The organism is Pontibacter brevis (assembly GCF_054779655.1).
This window is the reverse complement of the sequence record NZ_BAAGXV010000013.1, coordinates 1-17,145: the sequence shown is the minus strand read 5'-3', so window position 1 is coordinate 17,145 and position 17,145 is coordinate 1. Positions and strand designations below refer to the sequence as shown.

The window sequence follows — 17,145 nt, the reverse complement described above, 5'->3', positions numbered from 1 at the left end:
GCAATCCAGAGCACGGCATTGATGAACTGCCGGTTGTCTTTGGCCGTGCGCCCCACATCGGTGGACTTGCCCGGAAGCAGGGAAGACAGGCGTTGCCAGTCATAGCCGCTGATTTCGTAACGTCGCATAAGCTTTTTGAAACTTAAACAACAGTAAAACAAAATCATTCATTAATTGTCAACACGACCTAGTCTGCTGAAGGAAATCAAATCTCTTTATCAGCAAAACAGTCAGCACTTCAGCAAATAACCTTACAGCAGCTCCTGAATAATTCTTTCTACAGTAATGCCTTCGGCCTCGGCCTTGAAATTGCGAACAATGCGGTGGCGGAGGATGGGAAGTGCCACTGCCTGCACGTCTTCAATGTCAGGGCTGTATTTACCGTTCAGGATAGCGTTGCATTTGGCTCCCACAATCAAGTGCTGCGAGGCTCTTGGGCCTGCACCCCACTCCAGGTACTGGTTTGCCTGCTGAGAGGCCATCGGCATGTTGGGGCGGGTTTTGTGTACCAGCTTCACTGCATATTCCACCACATTGTCAACCACAGGTACGCGTCGCACTAATTGCTGAAAGTATATGATGTCATCCGCATGCAGAATTTTGTTCAGGGAGTTAACAGTAGCACCTGTCGTGTTTTTTACAATCTGAAGTTCCGACTCGTAACTTGGATAGTCTAAAGTGATGTTGAACATAAAACGGTCCAGCTGCGCCTCTGGCAGGGGATAGGTGCCTTCCTGCTCAATCGGATTCTGGGTGGCCAGTACAAAGAACGGCCTTGGCAGGTTATACTTGCGGCCGGCAACCGTAACAGCGTGTTCCTGCATAGCCTCTAAGAGTGCTGCCTGTGTTTTTGGGGGGGTGCGGTTGATTTCATCAGCCAGTACGATGTTGGCGAATACAGGACCGGTTACAAACTTGAAGTTGCGGTCTTTGTCCAGTGTCTCGGCACCAACAATATCGGAAGGCATGAGGTCGGGTGTAAACTGCACCCGGTTAAACGACATATCCAGCGAGGAGGCAATGGTATGGATAAGGAGCGTCTTGGCAAGTCCCGGAACACCTACTAACAGGCAGTGCCCCTGACAAAAAACAGCTGTAAGTACTAACTTAACGACTTCTTCCTGCCCTACAATCACTTTTGATATTTCGGAGGTTAACTCCTGGTAAACGTGGTGTAGCGCGTCGGCTGCTTCTTTGTCAGAGGTGAACTGCTTCATTTTTTTATTGCATTAGTTGTTGGAGACCACCACAAGCCTGGTACTCCGGATCGATTTCAATAAACACGGTGTCGATATTCTTGCGGAACCATTCATCTACGGCTTTGCTGCGCTTTTGAGCGAGCGCTGCGGCAGAAATCCGCTGGTAATCGTCCTGAAGGTTAGCCAGGTGCGGTTTTGATTTACCCTTCAGGTAAATGATGCGCACAGCCTCTTTACCATCCTCAGTAGTGAAAGGAACAGGCTTTGAAATGTCTCCTACCTGCATCGTGTCTATCACAAAGAAGATAGAAGGGTCTACCTGGTCCATTGGAATATAAGTGCTGCCGGAGCGGCCTGTCATCATGCCGCCGTTGTCTTTTGTATTCTTGTCATCGGAGTACTCTTTGGCCGCTTTCGGGAACGTCAGCAAGCTGTCGTTTAATATCTTCGTCCGGATACTATCCAGTGCCGTAACAGCCTCCTGTATGTCTACCGTTGCTGTGGCAGGTTTAATCAGAATGTGGCGCGTATTAAACTCCTGGCCGCGGCGCTGGATCAGCTGAATCAGGTGAAAGCCAAACTGAGACTCAATCACGTTCGAGATGCCGCCGGGCTCCAGGCGCAAAGCAGCAGCTTCGTACTCCGGTACCAGCTCCTTTTTCTTAAAGAAACCAAGTTCTCCGCCAGCCTGTGCCGAACCTGGGTCCTGCGAGTACTGCCTGGCTAAAGTGGCAAAGTCTTCACCGGCAAGTATACGATTGCGCAAAGCCTCCAGTTGCTCCCGGGCTGCCTGCTTTTGCGTTTTACTTACGGTAGCATGCTTTACAATCTGGCCAAGCTCTACTTCACTGGAGAAATAAGGAAGACTGTCTGCAGGGATGTTGTTGAAGTACTTCTTGATCTCCTTCGGGGTTACAGTTACTTTGTCTGTAATCTCACGCTGCATCTGCTCCATCACCATCTGCTCACGCACAGTGCGGCGCAACTCCTCTTTTAGTTGTGTAAGGCTTTTGTTGTAATACTGCTCCAGGCGCTCCACACCACCTACCTGGCCCGCCAGGTACTGTATGCGGCGATCCAGTTCATTGGCCACCATGGGTTCTGCCACTACAACAGAGTCTATCTCGGCACGGGCCAGCAGCAGTTTGTCCTGCAACAGGGAAGTAAACACCTGGCACTTCAGGTCCTCGTTAGGCTGCTGTTTAGACTGCTGAAGGTACTGCAGATAGCCAAACTCCAGGTCAGAGCGTAAAACAACATGGTTGTCTACTTTAGCAATAATGCCATCCACCTTGCGCAGCGCAGGAGCCTGAGCAAACGCCGTAGAGGAAGCTACAATGAGGCAGATTGCTGCAAAGGCCGATTTGGCAAAATAATGTATCTTTTTCAAGGTTGTAAAAATGAAATGATTACGTGCGCTTCGAGCCTGCCTGAATTTTCTAAGATAGAATTCTGGCAGGCTCTGAAGTGAAACGCACAATTTACGTCTTTATTCTGAATAAACTGAATTATCAGGCAATTGCAAAAAAGGTACCAGAAGAAGGTTATTCCTTTATCAGCTTCTCCACCTCATCCTGCCTCACAGTCACAGGGTACTTCTCGCGTAGTTGGTTAATCCACTGCTGCTCCAGGAAGTTCTGGTAATCAGAGATAGCCAGGCCACGCACTTCGTTCAGTTCTTTATATCCCGGCTCCAGCACATCCTCGATAATGATGAGGTACTCGCGGCCATTTTGCTGCACATTGTATGTTCCTTTCTGCCACGTTACTGTGTCCAGGGCCTTATTGTCTCCTTTCTGGAACTTCTTCTCGGTTATCTGCACACCCAGCGGGTTGTTGCTCTGCGCATTCAGGTTATCAGCAAGGGCACTAAGTTCTGTGGTATACAGCACAAAAGACACACGACGGTTGCGGCGGCGGCCTGTCTCTGAATTGTCAGGACCGGCCTGGCTTTTTGTGCCCAGGTTGTTGGTGCTTATTTGTGCCGGAGGTACTCCCTGAGAAATTAAATAGTCACGGGCGTTGCTGGCTCTCTCTGCCGCCAGATTCTTACTGGCAGTGGCCTCGCGGGCATCTGTGTGGCCGTTAATGTCCACTGTCAGGCTCTCGTTGCCTTTTAACAGCTCAGCCAGTTCATTGAGCCTAGCTGTGCCTTCCTGCGATAGCGCAAGCTTGTTCTGCTCAAACAGAATGTCTGTTAGCTTTGCAAAGTTTACCGGGTAACGGCGCTTATTGAGTTGGTCCTGTGCCTTTTGCAGCAGCTCTTTGTTTGCAGCACTTATAACGGTTGCCTGCACGCGTGGGCCCCATGTGTACTTCTCCCTGTTCTGGGCAAAGTAATTCTTAAGTCCTACGGAGTCTTCAATCGCCTTTGACCATACTTTCTCATCCATCATCTGGAAGAGCAGGATACCGTCGTGGTACTCCTGTACCAGCATTCTATAATCAGGGTGCTTTATTTCCAGGTTTGCCTTTTCATACTCTACCAGGCTCTTGTCTACATAAGCATCGTAGAGGAGGTTCATGGCATGGGCAGCAGAGTTTGTGGAGCGGGGCTGCTGTGCCTCTTTGGCATACTTCCAGAAGTCTCCTATGGTGTAAGGCTTGCCCTGGATAGTAAAAAGCGTTTGCTTTACAGCCTTGTCGTTCTCGTCGAAGGTCCAGTTTGCCTGTAACAGCTCGTTAGAGGCTTTGGCCATGGCGGTAGCCTTGGCTTGCGCATTCTCTGTGAAGTTGTTCTCAGCCTTGATGCGCTTCATGAAAGCGGTTTTGTTTAGCTCGGAGCGGGAGTCTTTTGCAATTCTGCTGCGCAGGTTTGGCTCCATGTCATCGTAAGAAGGCAGACCGCGTTTTTCCAGCAGCTTCACAATATGCCAGCCGTAGGGTGTAAGCACTGGTTGTGCCACATCGCCTGGTTGCTGCAAATTAAAAGCGGCATCCTCAAAAGAAGGTATCATGCGGCCTGTGCCAAACCACGGCAGCTCTCCACCATTATTAGCGGAGTTGGCATCTTCTGAAAACTCGGAGGCAAGCTTTTCCCAGTTCTCGTTGCGCTGCAAACGTTTGTAGATGGCATCTACACGCTGCTTCGCAGCCAGTGAGTCGGCTTTCGGTATGCCTGGTGTAGCACGCACCATGATGTGTGCGACTCTTACTTCGCCTTTGGCCTGGCGCTTATCGTTAACCTTTACCAGGTGGTAGCCGAACCGGGTACGCACCGGCATGGATATATCACCGACAGCTGTTTTATAAGCCGCATCCTCGAACGGGTAAACCATCTGGAGGGCTGTAAAATAGCCTAATTCTCCCTTGTTATCTGCTGCGGACGGATCCTGGGAGTTTTCCTGTGCCAGTTTGCCGAAGTCCTCACCGGCCAGGGCGCGCTTACGCAGATCCATTGTGCGGTTGTAAGCAGCTAAGGTGTCCTCGGGGGCGGCATCCGGTGCCAGGCTGATAAGGATGTGAGAAGCGTTTACTTCCTGCTTCATGCGCTCATACGCCTCCTTCACCAGCTTATCGGTTACGCTCTTTTCCGAAAGATAAGGCTGTGCCAGCTGCTCTTTATAGCCTTCCAGCTCGCGTTTGAAAGCAGTGGTCGTGTCCAGACCCAAGCCTTCTGCTTCCAGCACTTTGAGCTTAAAGTTGGTGTACAGGTTCAGGTAATCGCTTACGCTTTGGCGGGTGTAGGCGTCTTCGTTGCCGCTGTTGTTTTTCTCGTACACATAGCGGAACTCAGAAGTAGAAACAGGCTGTGTGCCAAGCGTAGCAATGGTGGGCTCTTTACGGTCATTCTTCTTGGTTGCGGTGCAGCCGGCTATTAGCAGGACAGAGGCCGCAACAAGTAGGTGATTACTGCGCATAAGTTTTTAAAACAGAAATTTTTCTTTTGCTGATCGGAATCAGGACATGCAATTTTACTTATTTTTTCTGACAGATAAGTCAAAAAGTGTAACCACAAATGTATTGCAAATGGTTTCGTTTCCGATAACGGATAATGCGCAGGGAAAGTGTATAAGTCGCTTTATTTGATTTTTTTATAAAGCAGGCAGGTGTTTTGGGAGCCATCGCTTGTGAACTCCACTTTGTCCATGATGCGGTTAACTAGGGCAATACCCACGCCGCCTTTTTTGCCGAGCCGGATGTTCTCCTGTATGTCTGGTTCTTTGTAGTTGGCACGCTTAAAAGCCAGGCCCTCGTCTGAAATTTTAAATTGAAGCGTGTCCTTCACCTGACTAATGGAGAGGACGATGTGCTTTTTAGGATCTTCGTGGTTGGCGTGAATAATGAGGTTGGCGCATATCTCATCTACAGCCAACACAATCTGGTTCATCAGAATATCCGATAAGGTAAGGGCATGCAGGTACTCCGTGACAAAGTCACGTATTGTTTTCAGGTTTTTCTTAGTACAGTTTACCCGAATGGAGTTATTCATTTGCAATACTCCTTGCTTCCTCGTAATCAGATACGATAGTCATGAGCAGGTCAAGGCCCAGTATCTCAAACACGTTGCGCACCTTGTCCTGCATGTTGTAGAAGATCAACTTTATCTGAGCATCCTCGAAGCGCTGCAGGTGCGAGATAAACACACCAAGTCCGGCGGAGGAAATGTAGTGCAGGTTCTTGCAGTCGACCAGAATTTTACTGTACTCCATTATTTCAGGATCGGACAGTTCCTCGTCCAGCATCACTGAAGAGCTGGCATCGAGTTCACCATCAAGTGTCATGATGATGGTGTTATCTTTGATTTCGTGTGTTATTTTCATCGGCATACTTTACGGCTTATTCATTTGTTTGGTTCAGCGGGCTTAAACTTAATCACCAGCAGTGTCTGGTCATCGTAGAGGTTGCCGGGGCCCGTAAAATACTCTAAGTCGTTGATGATGGCGTATTTGATGTCTTCTGCTTCAAGGTGATAGGTTTGCTGCAGCATATATTTTAGCCTGTCTTCGCCATATTCTTCATTGGCCTCGTTGCGGGCTTCCACAATGCCATCCGTGTAAATCACCATCACGTCACCCGGGTTGTAATCGTAATACATCTCCCGTATATGGTTGGCGTAGCTCTTGTCCCGGATTATGCCCAGCCCCAGGCCGTCTGTCTGGAAGTAGAAGACGTCGTCCATCATGGCGTTATAGTACAGCGTGTGGCAGTGGCCGGCACGTGCAAACATAAAGCCTTTCATGCTATAATCTATTATATATAGCGCAGAAGTAATAAAAGAAGTTTTCTCAAGGCAGCGGCTCAGGGCACTGTTGGCCTGCTTCATAAACTCGCTTGGGGGCATGTCCTGCTGCATCAGCCCATGGAAAATGCCCTTCATCTGGGCCATGTGGAAGGCGGCTGAAATACCTTTGCCAGACACGTCGCCGATGATGATGGCAATGCGGGACTCGCTCAGTTGCAGGAAATCATAAAAGTCGCCACCCACTTCCTTGGCTGCCACAGCATGCGTGCTTATCTCAAACCAGCTGTCGACTGGGAACTTCTTCGGAATAAGGCTGTCCTGTACCTGAGTGGCAATCTTTAACTCCTCCTTATAACGCTCATTCTGCAGCGACTCTGCTACCAGCCGCAGGTTTTCTATTGTGAGGATGGTCTGGCTGGTAAACGTGCGCAGCACATTGACCGTTTCGCGGTCGAAGCCCTGCTCAATGTCCTTCAGCAGGTACAGCACCCCCGAAAGGTAATTCTTTGACTTGATAGGCAGAATAATCAACGACTTCCAGGGCAGCATCAAATCCCGGAAGCCCGGGTTTCGGTTCAGGTTGTTGTTGATATAATCGATGTTGTGAATGTTATAGGCCAGCAGCAGGTGCCGTATGCGCTTAATCTGGTCTGTGTCAATGTTCAGGAGCTGTGTTACCTGCGGCTCTCCGTTCCGGATTAGCTCAAACCATGCAGCGCTGGCATCTGAGGCTTTGATGGTGCTCTCGAACAGCATATCGTATACCTGTGCCTCACTTTGCCCCTGCTGTATAGACTGGCTCAGGCGCTGGAAGTTGAGCAGGTCCTCGCTCTTCTGCTCAAACACGCTGGAGGTAGGCAGGCTGAACAGCGACACCAGGAAGGCTGCCAGCGTGTAGGAGCCCACAAACATCATAGCCAGCAGCAGAAAGCCCACGTCCGTATAGTCAATCACCAGGTTCGGGCTATCAGCCATGCCCCTGAAGAAGCGCACGAAAATGTAGCAGCTGAGCAGGATGGCACCCAGCAACACCAGCGAACGGCTCTTGTTGCTGAACGTCAGATAAGCCACCCATTTCAGGTTAGTGCACAGAAACAGGATATAAAAGCCTATCAGGGCCAGCAGCGGCATGAAGATGTAGCTGGTATAGTTAAAATTAAAGATGGTGAGCAGCAGCATGGCTCCCAACAGTAACTCAAACCAGTCCCAGGCTATCTGCAGAAACTTATTTTTATGATAGAGCAGCAGCTGCCGCCAGATATAAAAAGCCTTAGCCAGGAAAACGACCAGCAACCCGAAATTGATTTGGTACACGAGGTGCAGCAGCAGGGGAGATTCCGTGTCGGCGTAGTTGGTCATTACCTTGTAGCCCAGGAAAAGAGCCACACTCAGGTAAGCAGCCACAGCAGCCTTCGAGAAGAGATTCCAGAGATAGCCTATAAAGTCTATCCCTTTCAACGATTCTGTGCTCAGGCGTTGGAAAAGGAAAACAGAAACAAGGAAAACAACAATCAGGAGATTGTTTAAGAAAGGCAACGATAACTGGGACGTACCCTCCTCGCGGAGTCTGTTTGCAGAAAACAAAACATTCGTTAACAGCAGAGCCCAGCTAACGACAGCAGTAGTAAACAGTAAAGATCTTGCATTCGTTTTGTAAAGCATAGGACGGGAATCCGCTGTTTTATTTTCCTGCGATAGTGTGTTGCTTTTATTAGATGTAATTTCTGTGAAAGGTAATAAAAATTTCCGCTCTTTGGCCAAGGTATGAGAGTAGAGTTAGAGAAAAACAACTTGCATAACGTAAAACGGAAGGCGTAGGTTAGCTTTAGGCCAATCTGCGCCTTCCGGTTCACAAATAGTAAAAGCATGAGCCGGCAAGGGCGCAAAGTGCGCTTTACAAAAAATGCTGAAAGCGCACTCTGCATCTTACCACTCAGAGCTTTTGCAAGCCAGACACCAGCAAGTGTCGGTAAAACAAAATTGGATCTTAGCGGCTGTAGTTAGGAGCCTCCCGTACAATTTGTACATCATGCGGATGGCTTTCGCGAAGGCCGGCACCGGTAATCTTCACCATTTTAGCGCCTTGCAGCTTCTCGATGGTAGGTGTGCCGCAATAGCCCATGCCTGCACGAATACCGCCTGCCAACTGGTAAATCACCTCCTGCACCAGGCCTTTGTATGGTACGCGGCCTACGATACCTTCCGGCACCAGTTTCTTGGCGTTTGTTTCGCTGCTCTGGAAGTAGCGGTCTTTTGAACCTTCCTCCATCGCTTCCACAGAACCCATACCGCGGTAAGTTTTGAACTTACGTCCTTCGTAAATAATCATTTCACCCGGCGCTTCTTCCGTACCTGCCAGCAGGGAGCCTATCATCACAGTGCTTGCACCGCCCGCAAGGGCCTTTACAATATCACCGGAAAACTTAATACCACCGTCTGCAATCACTGGTACACCTGTGCCTTCCAGGCCGCGTACCGCTTCCATTACGGCAGATAGCTGCGGCACACCGATACCGGCAATGACACGGGTGGTACAGATAGAGCCAGGGCCTACACCTACCTTCACGGCATCGGCACCAGCTTCTGCCAGGGCTTTTGCACCCTCAGCTGTTGCAATGTTACCGGCTATCAGGTCCAGGTTCGGGAAAGCTTCTTTTATTCTTTTTACAGCATCAAGCACACCTTTTGAGTGGCCGTGGGCTGTGTCAACGCTTATCACGTCTACACCGGCTTCCACCAATGCCTTCACGCGGTCCAGCACGTCAGCGGTAACGCCTACGGCGGCACCTACACGCAGGCGGCCAAACTCATCTTTGCAGGCAAAGGGACGGTCCTTCTTTTTCAGGATGTCTTTGTACGTAATCAGGCCGACTAGTTTACCCTCCTCGTCCACTACCGGCAGTTTCTCTATCTTATACTCCTGCAGAATATCTTCTGCCTTGGCCATGTCGGTACCCTTGGCAGCCGTCACCAGGTTTTGGGTGGTCATAACAGAGGACACGCTTTGCGTCAGGTCTTTTTCGAAACGCAGGTCGCGGTTCGTGATAATGCCGGTCAGTTTGCCCGCATCGTTCACAATTGGAATGCCTCCAATCTTGTTCTCGGTCATAATCTGCACGGCGTCACCCAATGTGGCTTTCTCATTCAGGGTGATTGGGTCGAGAATCATGCCGCTCTCCGAACGCTTCACTTTGCGTACCTGCTGCGCCTGCTTCTTGATTGACATGTTTTTATGGATAAAGCCGATGCCGCCTTCCTGCGCCATTGCAATGGCCAGATCAGCCTCTGTTACAGTATCCATGGCAGCCGACACAAGCGGAATATTGATGCGAATGTTGCGTGTGAGCTGCGAAGAAGTGTCTGTCTGGTTGGGGAGTACCTCCGAGTAGGCCGGAAGTAAAAGCACGTCATCGTAGGTGAGTGCTTCGAATAATATCTTAGACTGATCAGAGATCATGGCAAATAAATTAAGGGTTGTTATTTGCCGCGTAAAATTAAGGAAATTTCTTTAGAATATGCTGCAACTAAGTGTGTAATATTTTTTAGCAGCATTTAAGACAAGATGCGCTTAGTATTTTTTCATTGTGGTATCCACCTGTGTGGCCCATGCGTGTATACCGCCTTTCAGGTTGAGGATGTTCTCATACCCGAGGCGCTGGCTGAGGTAGTTGATGGCCTGTGCACTGCGAAAACCATGGTGGCAAACCATTACCACCGGAATGTCGCGCCGGATGCGGTTCGCTTGTTTTGGCAGCTCGCCCATCGGGATAAGCTCTCCGCCTAAGTTGCAAATTTCAAATTCTGATGGTTCCCGCACGTCTACTATTTGTATGTTGCTACTGCGCGACAGTCGTTCCTTCAGTTCCTGAGCCGTAATTTCATCCATAGGTTTTCTTTTTTAGTAGCATGGTATACGAATGGCAACGGTATTACGACACCCTGTCTGCATCGTTTTACCTTATTTCCCCCGGACTTCAAATTTAAACAGGGAATTGTTTACATAAGGTGTTCCGGGAGGTTAAATTGCAACGATGAATGTGGTGCAAAGTATTTTAGAAGCCCTGCAGGCCATGAACCTGGTGGAGTTAACAGGTGTGGTGACAGGAATAGCCTGTGTGTGGCTGGCGGCAAAGCAAAACGTCTGGACGTGGCCGATAGGACTGGTAAGCGTGGGCATGTATGTGTTCGTTTTTTATGATGCGCGCCTTTATGCCGACATGGGACTGAATGCCTTTTATTTTGTTACGAGCTTGTATGGTTGGTACGTGTGGCTATACGGAGGCAAGAACCATTCTGAGCGCAAAGTAGGGCGGATAAACAAAAAGGAACTGACAGTGCTGCTGGCACTGGGGTTGGTGTTTACATTGGGCCTGGGGTACTTTCTGGATAACTATACCGATGCAGACCTGTCTTATACAGACTCTGCCACCACTGCCATTAGCCTGATTGGTTATTGGATGATGGCAAAAAAGCAACTGGAGAACTGGATTGTATGGCTGGTGGTAGACGTAGTGTATGTGGGAGTGTACACGTATAAAGACCTTTACCTGACCAGCTTTCTGTACTTTGTTTTCCTGCTTCTGTCTATAAAGGGTTACCTCGACTGGAAAAAGGATTTGGTGGCACTGAAACAGGCTCCTGCGGAAGCGAATGCATAGTGCTACTTATTCGTCTTATTGTGAAAGTCCTGCAAGGGTAGCTACACGTACAAGTTAAACGAGTACGATTGCTGCGATCCCGCTAAGGGCGTAGAATGTTTCACCACAACCCTGCAGCATATGAGACAACGTAAACTGGAGTTACCTGAAGAGTTGAAGTTTGAAAATCGTTTAAAGTGGGGCTATGAATCTCCGGATGAAAGCCCAAAGCAGGTTCATTTGAATCAATACGGCGAAAAGCAGCCTAGAACAGTGGAATTGTATAACTTCTACGATTACAGCTTTTCGGAGAATTAGCGCAATAAAATAATGTGCAACAGCAAGGGGTGCCGGAGTTTTCTCCGGCACCCCTTGCTGTTTTAGGAACTAACCAAATTGTCATGCTTTCTACGGATGTAATCCCGACCTTTGCCCTATGCTCAAAATTGCGATAACAGGGCCTGAGTCTACAGGCAAGTCTACCCTAGCGGAGAATTTGGCCCGGCACTATGACACAGTGTGGGTCCCGGAGTATGCCCGCACCTATGTGGGCAACCTGGGCAGGCCCTACACCTTAGAAGACTTAGAGGCCATTGCCAGAGGGCAACTGGCGCTGGAGCAGGAGATGCAGCCCCAGGCAAAGCGCATTCTCTTTTCGGATACAGACCTGCTGGTCATCAAGATCTGGAGCGAGCATGCCTTTGGCCAATGCCCCACCTGGATACAGGATAAACTAAAGCAACAGAATTACAACCTTTGCCTGCTCATGGGCGTTGATTTGCCCTGGGAGCCGGATCCACAGCGCGAACATCCGCACCTGCGGCAGTACTTTTATGAGTGGTACAAGCGGGAACTGCAGGCGCTGGGAGTGCCTTTTGTGGAAATTTACGGGCAGCAGGAAGAACGATTGCAACTGGCCTGCCGCCATATAGATGCTCTGCTCCAACAACATGACCTTCTGAAAAAATAAACTATGCTACATATCCTAGAAAACGAACAGTATAAAGTGGGGGTAGAGAGCCAGGGAGCCGAACTACAGCACTTTTTTAAAAAAGACGAGAACCAGGAGCTTGTATGGGTTGGTGATCCAGCTATCTGGAGTGGCCAGGCCCCTAATCTTTTTCCTATTGTTGGCGAATTGCCAAACCAGCAGTACACCTACAATGGCAAAACTTACCATATGAAGCGCCATGGTTTTGCGCGCCGCAGGGAGTTTAAGTTAGTAGATGAGAAAAAGAACAAGCTGGTATTCGAGTTAAAGCACGACGAGGAGACGATGGAACAGTATCCTTTTGAGTTCAGGCTGCTGATTGCATACCAACTGCAGCAGAACAGGCTGTCCGTCACCTACCAGGTTACAAACCCCGATGATGAGAAAATGTACTTTTCTGTTGGGGCGCACCCGGGTTTTAATGTGCCGCTTTACCCAAACGAGCGCTACGAAGACTACTATATCCAATTTGAGGAAGAGGAGACTGCAAGTCGCCATCTGCTGAGTGAGGAGGGCCTGCTAAATGGCGACACAGAACGCTTGCTGGAGCAAAGTAAGGTGCTGCCCCTGGACCGCAGCCTGTTCGACAAGGACGCTGTGGTGCTCAAGCGCCTGAAGTCAGAGAAAGTGACGCTGGCTAGCCGCACTAACCCGCGCCGCATAGAGGTGGCTTTTGAAGGGTTTCCGTACTTAGGTATATGGGCTAAGCCTGGTCCGGCACCGTTTGTGTGCATAGAGCCTTGGTGTGGCATCGCCAGCCGGGTAGGAGAGACCGGAGAACTGCAGGACAAAGAAGGAATAATTGAGCTGAGGCCCGGGCAGATTTTCGAGCGTACTTTTACTGTTACTGTGCTATAGCCGGTACAGGAACCGCAGACACAAAGTATAAACTGCAGGTGATAAGGCAGTCTAATAGCAACCTATTTAACATCTGATACGAAAAGGGCCCTGTTTATCAAACCTTAAGTTCCGCAAGGCCTTTTTTTGATACTGTTGCGTGTAAATTAAAAGCAGCGGCCCCGACTGAATCAAAGTATTCAGTCGGGGCCGCTGCTTTTAATTTACACTTTTCTTAATGCACTGATGGTTCCGGGAACTTCGGAACCTTTATGTTTCTAAAGTCATACTTCGGCTCAAAATCGTTGATGGGCAACGAAATGCCGGGTGGAAGGTCAATGTCTGGCAGATCATCGCCTAGCGGTTCGCCTCCGTCATCGTCATTGTCAGTGGATGGCGGGCGGTTAAATCTGTTGCGTGGGGCGAATGCATAGTAGGCGAGTATCGTCAAAAGGGCTACAGTATATATAATGCTAATCATCATCGCGGTAATACATTAAAATGTTAATGTTATGCCGCTTATTTCTGCGGCAAAGGTTTCAAATTCAGTACGTAAGGGGAAAGGTGCCTTAGTATGTTTTACAACGTACTTTTGGCCTTTGTGGTTATCTGTAAAAGCAAATTTTGAGTAGGAGTGCAGCAGCAAAAGCCGAATGCTTTACAAAGTATAATTATTCCTTCTTTGTTTGAAAGGTAAAGCCCCGTACCTTTGCGGTAGTTTAGGGGGTGCCTTAATAAAACGGGCTGAGATCATACCCATTGAACCTGATCCGGGTAGTGCCGGCGAAGGGAAAAAACGGTAACGAAATTTAACAGGATGCTCACCCCTGGCATGCCTGTATGTTTCATCAATTCATTTCTTTATAATGCGTAATTTCTTTATCGCAGTGGCAGCACTTCTGTTGCCTATGCAATTGCTGGCCCAGTACCAACTGAGCGGGCGCGTAACAAGTGCAGCCAATGGCGGGGCCCTGGCCGGAGCTAACGTAGTGCTGGAGCGGACAGGTACAGGTGTGTCTGCAGGAGCAGATGGCCAGTTCTCATTTCAAAACTTACCCTCCGGAAACTATAGTCTGAAAGTAACTTACCTTGGCTATGAGCAGAAGAAGGTAACGGTGGCCTTGCAGCAGGATGCCCGGGTAGAAATAGTGCTTCAGCCGCAGGCTCTGCAGACAAGCGAAGTGGTAGTGCAGGCTACACGTGCCGATGCACGCACAGGTACCACCTTTACCAACGTGACGCAGGAGGAGATAGCGGAGCGTAACTTCGGGCAGGACTTGCCTTACCTGCTGGAGCAGGTGCCTTCTGTGGTAGTGAACTCCGATGCCGGCGCAGGCGTGGGCTATACCGGCATCCGTATCCGGGGCTCTGATATCACCCGTATCAACGTAACCGTTAACGGTATTCCAATCAATGACCCGGAAAGCCATGGTGTGTTTTTCGTGAACATGCCTGATTTTGCCTCCTCGGTGGAAGACATACAGGTGCAGCGGGGCGTGGGAACCTCTACAAATGGTGCCGGTGCCTTTGGCGCCAGCCTCAACATCCAGACGCAGCAGGTGCGTCGGGAGGCCTATGCCGAGACAGACCATACCTACGGCTCCTTTAATACCTGGCGGAACAACGTGCGCTTCGGAACAGGGCTAATCAACGGTAAGTTTGCCTTTGATGGCCGCCTGTCGCGCATTAAGTCCGATGGCTATATAGACCGTGCTTCTTCTGACTTGAAATCCTTCTATTTTTCAGGCGGCTACTACGGCGACAAAACCTCTCTGAAGTTTATTGCATTCTCCGGGGCCGAGCAGACGTACCAGGCGTGGTATGGCACTCCGGAGGCGTTGGTATACGGCACTGCCGCAGATGTGCAGGCCTACATCGATCGCAACTACATTGAGGGCGCTAACCGGGAAAACCTGCTAAGCGCGGGTCGCCGCTACAACTACTACACCTACGACAATGAAACCGACAACTATCAGCAGGACCATTACCAGTTGCACCTGTCGCATGATTTTATGCCGGGGCTGAGTTTTTCGGGAGCGCTGCATTATACGTACGGGCGTGGTTATTATGAGCAGTTCAGGCCAAATGACAGGTTGTCTAATTACGGGCTGCCAAGCGTGGAAATAGGAGAGACGATCATTTCCAGATCTGATATCATACGTCGCCGTTGGCTGGACAACGACTTCTACGGTGCCACTTATGCACTGCAGTACAACCCAAACAGCCGCCTGAATGCTACGCTTGGAGGTGCCTGGAACAGGTACGATGGCCGCCATTTCGGTGAGGTTATCTGGGCCCGCTATGCCTCTACTTCTAACATTCGTGATAAGTACTATGATAACGATGCCGTGAAAACGGATTTCAACATCTTTGCAAAAACAACTTATGGCTTAACAGATAAGCTGTTTGTGTTTGGTGATGTGCAGGTGCGCACGATCAACTATGGCTTCGAGGGCTTTGACAATGACCTTGTAAGCATAGATCAGGAAGTGGATTACACTTTCATCAATCCAAAGGCGGGTATTACGTATAACCTGCAGCCGGAGCACCAGTTGTATGCCTCTTATGCCATCAGTAACCGGGAGCCTGTTCGCAAAGACTTTATTGAGTCGACACCGAGCAGCCGGCCAAAGCATGAGACGCTGCGCAATATAGAGGCTGGTTACCGGGGGCATATCGGCTTAACAGAACTGGCCGGTAAGGCGCTGACGGCAAATGTAGAGGCGAACTACTTCTACATGAACTATAAAAACCAGTTGGTACTGACAGGGCAGATAAATGATGTTGGCGCCTACACCCGCACCAACATCGACGACAGCTACCGCCAGGGGATGGAACTGTCTGGTGTGATGCGCTTAGGAGAAGTTGCTTCCTTCACCACCAACCTTGCCTACAGTCAGAATAAGATAGATGGCTTCAGCGAGTTTATAGATGACTACGATACCGGTGACCAGGCACAGAACAACTACGGCACCACGACCATTGCTTTCTCGCCTGCATGGGTAACAACCAATCAGCTGGAGGTGCAGGTGCTGAAAGGACTGCGCGCTGCCTTCATCTATAAGTCGGTAAGTAAGCAGTACCTGGACAATACAGAAAATGAGAACCGTATTATCCCGGCTTACCAGGTAGGCGATATTCGCCTACGCTACAATATCGGCTTTGAAAACGTCCTCAAAAATGTAGAATTGGGGCTATTGGTTAATAACGTATTCAACGAACTGTACGCAGCCAATGGCTACACCTTCAGCTACATTGCCGGTGGCGCACCAGTCACAGAAAACTTCTACTACCCGCAGGCTACCCGCAACTACCTGCTGTCGGTAGGGCTGAAGTTTTAAATCAGATACAGGTGCTGCTATTCGTTCTTCCGGAGGTAGACCTGAATATTAAACTTTCCAACAAGTTATAAAAGCCCCACCAGAATGGTGGGGCTTTTCATTTTATTAGTTATAGCGGTACTACCGCTTCCTTAGCTATGAACTGACGTTGCAGAGCAGTCCCAGCGGGACGAACTGTTGTTAGCCCGATGGCTAGGAGGCATCATAACATGACTCATCCCGAATTTTAGTTGATTTGGGATAAAAAAGGAAGAACCTCCTGTTCTAGTGGTAGCTATATCACTAGAACAGGAGGTTCTTTATGTCTAGACAAGGTACTAACGCAGGGCCTGGTAGCGATGTTTTCTCGCTGGCCCGCTTTTTCTCTCACCGTCTCACTTCTTTCCTTGCTCCATTTCTCCTCGAGCTCGACAGGCTGCTCGACCGCCGGCTAGTCAACACCTTCCAGGGCCTTTGTGAGAGCATTATCCGCCACCGCAGCCGCCCTNAGGCTTATGCGCAGGAACTGCTGGAAAGGAAGCAACTGGTGCTGCTGCTTTGGGATGAGAGCGTGCAGGAAAAGCCCGGGAGCCTGGAGAGTGAGGGGCTGTGCACGGTGAGGAGCGTGAAGGCAAAGCGCCTGCTCCGAATCAAGAAGGGCTACTATGACCCTCCCACCAGAGAGGCTGTGCATGTGCCGGGGCTGCGTTGGGTGGGACTTTTGCTCTGCGGCCTCCGGGCCCGGCCCCTGGTGGCCAGTTTCAAGTGGTGGACCAGCCGGGGCAGGCAGGCGACAACCCTTGCCCAGGTAAGGCTGCAGCAGCTGCAGTGGGCAAGGGAGAGCTTTGGCTCTGCCGTGCTCCATGTCTTTGACAGGGGCTACGCCTCCAGGGAGTGGCTGGGGCTGTTGCTCTCCAGGCAGGACCGCTTTCTGATGCGCTGGCCATCGGCTTACAAGCTGGTGGATGTGCTGGGA

Annotated in this window: 14 protein-coding genes and 1 riboswitch; of the genes, 5 read left to right on the top strand and 9 right to left on the bottom strand. The window is 49.9% G+C overall.

Going from position 1 to position 17,145, the window contains the following annotated elements; genetic code table 11:
• Positions 1 to 251 precede the first annotated feature (251 nt).
• The 8 genes from ACYVB1_RS03775 to ACYVB1_RS03740 form a co-directional block, all read right to left on the bottom strand.
• Complete coding sequence (locus ACYVB1_RS03775; protein ID WP_460920736.1) at positions 252 to 1,217, bottom strand: AAA family ATPase; 966 nt, start codon at positions 1,215 to 1,217, stop codon at positions 252 to 254.
• A 4-nt stretch (positions 1,218 to 1,221) separates the two neighbouring features.
• Positions 1,222 to 2,589, bottom strand: a complete 1,368-nt coding sequence (locus tag ACYVB1_RS03770; RefSeq protein ID WP_460920734.1) for a peptidylprolyl isomerase — start codon at positions 2,587 to 2,589, stop codon at positions 1,222 to 1,224.
• Positions 2,590 to 2,743: 154 nt separating this feature from the next.
• A complete protein-coding gene (locus ACYVB1_RS03765; protein ID WP_460920732.1) occupies positions 2,744 to 5,059 on the bottom strand; it encodes a peptidylprolyl isomerase in 2,316 nt (771 codons plus the stop codon).
• A gap of 161 nt (positions 5,060 to 5,220) precedes the next feature.
• Positions 5,221 to 5,631, bottom strand: a complete 411-nt coding sequence (locus tag ACYVB1_RS03760) for an ATP-binding protein (protein ID WP_460920730.1) — start codon at positions 5,629 to 5,631, stop codon at positions 5,221 to 5,223.
• On the bottom strand, positions 5,624 to 5,962 hold the full coding sequence (locus ACYVB1_RS03755; RefSeq protein WP_377483058.1) for an STAS domain-containing protein: 339 nt from the start codon (positions 5,960 to 5,962) through the stop codon (positions 5,624 to 5,626). The genes ACYVB1_RS03760 and ACYVB1_RS03755 overlap by 8 nt, the downstream gene beginning before the upstream one ends.
• Before the next feature lie 20 nt (positions 5,963 to 5,982).
• Positions 5,983 to 7,968 carry a GAF domain-containing SpoIIE family protein phosphatase gene (locus tag ACYVB1_RS03750; RefSeq protein ID WP_460920727.1) on the bottom strand — a complete coding sequence of 662 codons (1,986 nt, stop codon included), beginning with the start codon at positions 7,966 to 7,968 and terminating at the stop codon, positions 5,983 to 5,985.
• A gap of 403 nt (positions 7,969 to 8,371) precedes the next feature.
• Positions 8,372 to 9,841 carry an IMP dehydrogenase gene (gene guaB, locus ACYVB1_RS03745; RefSeq protein ID WP_460920725.1) on the bottom strand — a complete coding sequence of 490 codons (1,470 nt, stop codon included), beginning with the start codon at positions 9,839 to 9,841 and terminating at the stop codon, positions 8,372 to 8,374.
• Positions 9,842 to 9,952: 111 nt separating this feature from the next.
• Positions 9,953 to 10,270: a rhodanese-like domain-containing protein gene (locus ACYVB1_RS03740; protein WP_460920723.1), complete on the bottom strand. Its 318-nt coding sequence runs from the start codon at positions 10,268 to 10,270 to the stop codon at positions 9,953 to 9,955.
• 154 nt (positions 10,271 to 10,424) lie between these two features.
• On the opposite strand from ACYVB1_RS03740, the gene pnuC reads away from it, so the two are divergent.
• From pnuC to ACYVB1_RS03720, 4 genes are all read left to right on the top strand, one after another.
• Positions 10,425 to 11,042, top strand: a complete 618-nt coding sequence (gene pnuC, locus ACYVB1_RS03735) for a nicotinamide riboside transporter PnuC (protein WP_460920721.1) — start codon at positions 10,425 to 10,427, stop codon at positions 11,040 to 11,042.
• Positions 11,043 to 11,162: 120 nt separating this feature from the next.
• Positions 11,163 to 11,339 carry a hypothetical protein gene (locus tag ACYVB1_RS03730; protein WP_460920719.1) on the top strand — a complete coding sequence of 59 codons (177 nt, stop codon included), beginning with the start codon at positions 11,163 to 11,165 and terminating at the stop codon, positions 11,337 to 11,339.
• 118 nt (positions 11,340 to 11,457) lie between these two features.
• On the top strand, positions 11,458 to 11,991 hold the full coding sequence (locus ACYVB1_RS03725; protein WP_460920717.1) for an AAA family ATPase: 534 nt from the start codon (positions 11,458 to 11,460) through the stop codon (positions 11,989 to 11,991).
• A gap of 3 nt (positions 11,992 to 11,994) precedes the next feature.
• Positions 11,995 to 12,870, top strand: coding sequence for an aldose 1-epimerase family protein (locus tag ACYVB1_RS03720; RefSeq protein ID WP_460920715.1), 876 nt, complete (start codon positions 11,995 to 11,997; stop codon positions 12,868 to 12,870).
• A gap of 214 nt (positions 12,871 to 13,084) precedes the next feature.
• Here the strand turns inward: ACYVB1_RS03720 and ACYVB1_RS03715 are convergent, their stop codons facing one another.
• Positions 13,085 to 13,333, bottom strand: a complete 249-nt coding sequence (locus ACYVB1_RS03715) for a hypothetical protein (RefSeq protein ID WP_460920713.1) — start codon at positions 13,331 to 13,333, stop codon at positions 13,085 to 13,087.
• 228 nt (positions 13,334 to 13,561) lie between these two features.
• Positions 13,562 to 13,659, top strand: a riboswitch (TPP riboswitch).
• A gap of 56 nt (positions 13,660 to 13,715) precedes the next feature.
• Here ACYVB1_RS03715 and ACYVB1_RS03710 point away from each other — a divergent pair.
• Entirely contained in the window at positions 13,716 to 16,190 is a 2,475-nt protein-coding gene (locus tag ACYVB1_RS03710; protein WP_460920711.1) for a TonB-dependent receptor, read from the top strand.
• The last annotated feature ends 955 nt before the right edge of the window (positions 16,191 to 17,145 follow it).

Excerpts from the sequence above, each read along its gene's own strand:
- ACYVB1_RS03775 (WP_460920736.1), bottom strand. The coding sequence starts at position 1,217 with ATGAAGCAGTTCACCTCTGACAAAGAAGCAGCCGACGCGCTACACCAC.
- ACYVB1_RS03765 (WP_460920732.1), bottom strand. The coding sequence starts at position 5,059 with ATGCGCAGTAATCACCTACTTGTTGCGGCCTCTGTCCTGCTAATAGCC.
- ACYVB1_RS03760 (WP_460920730.1), bottom strand. The coding sequence starts at position 5,631 with ATGAATAACTCCATTCGGGTAAACTGTACTAAGAAAAACCTGAAAACA.
- ACYVB1_RS03755 (WP_377483058.1), bottom strand. The coding sequence starts at position 5,962 with ATGAAAATAACACACGAAATCAAAGATAACACCATCATCATGACACTT.
- guaB (WP_460920725.1), bottom strand. The coding sequence starts at position 9,841 with ATGATCTCTGATCAGTCTAAGATATTATTCGAAGCACTCACCTACGAT.
- ACYVB1_RS03740 (WP_460920723.1), bottom strand. The coding sequence starts at position 10,270 with ATGGATGAAATTACGGCTCAGGAACTGAAGGAACGACTGTCGCGCAGT.
- ACYVB1_RS03730 (WP_460920719.1), top strand. The coding sequence starts at position 11,163 with ATGAGACAACGTAAACTGGAGTTACCTGAAGAGTTGAAGTTTGAAAAT.
- ACYVB1_RS03725 (WP_460920717.1), top strand. The coding sequence starts at position 11,458 with ATGCTCAAAATTGCGATAACAGGGCCTGAGTCTACAGGCAAGTCTACC.
- ACYVB1_RS03720 (WP_460920715.1), top strand. The coding sequence starts at position 11,995 with ATGCTACATATCCTAGAAAACGAACAGTATAAAGTGGGGGTAGAGAGC.
- ACYVB1_RS03715 (WP_460920713.1), bottom strand. The coding sequence starts at position 13,333 with ATGATGATTAGCATTATATATACTGTAGCCCTTTTGACGATACTCGCC.
- ACYVB1_RS03710 (WP_460920711.1), top strand. The coding sequence starts at position 13,716 with ATGCGTAATTTCTTTATCGCAGTGGCAGCACTTCTGTTGCCTATGCAA.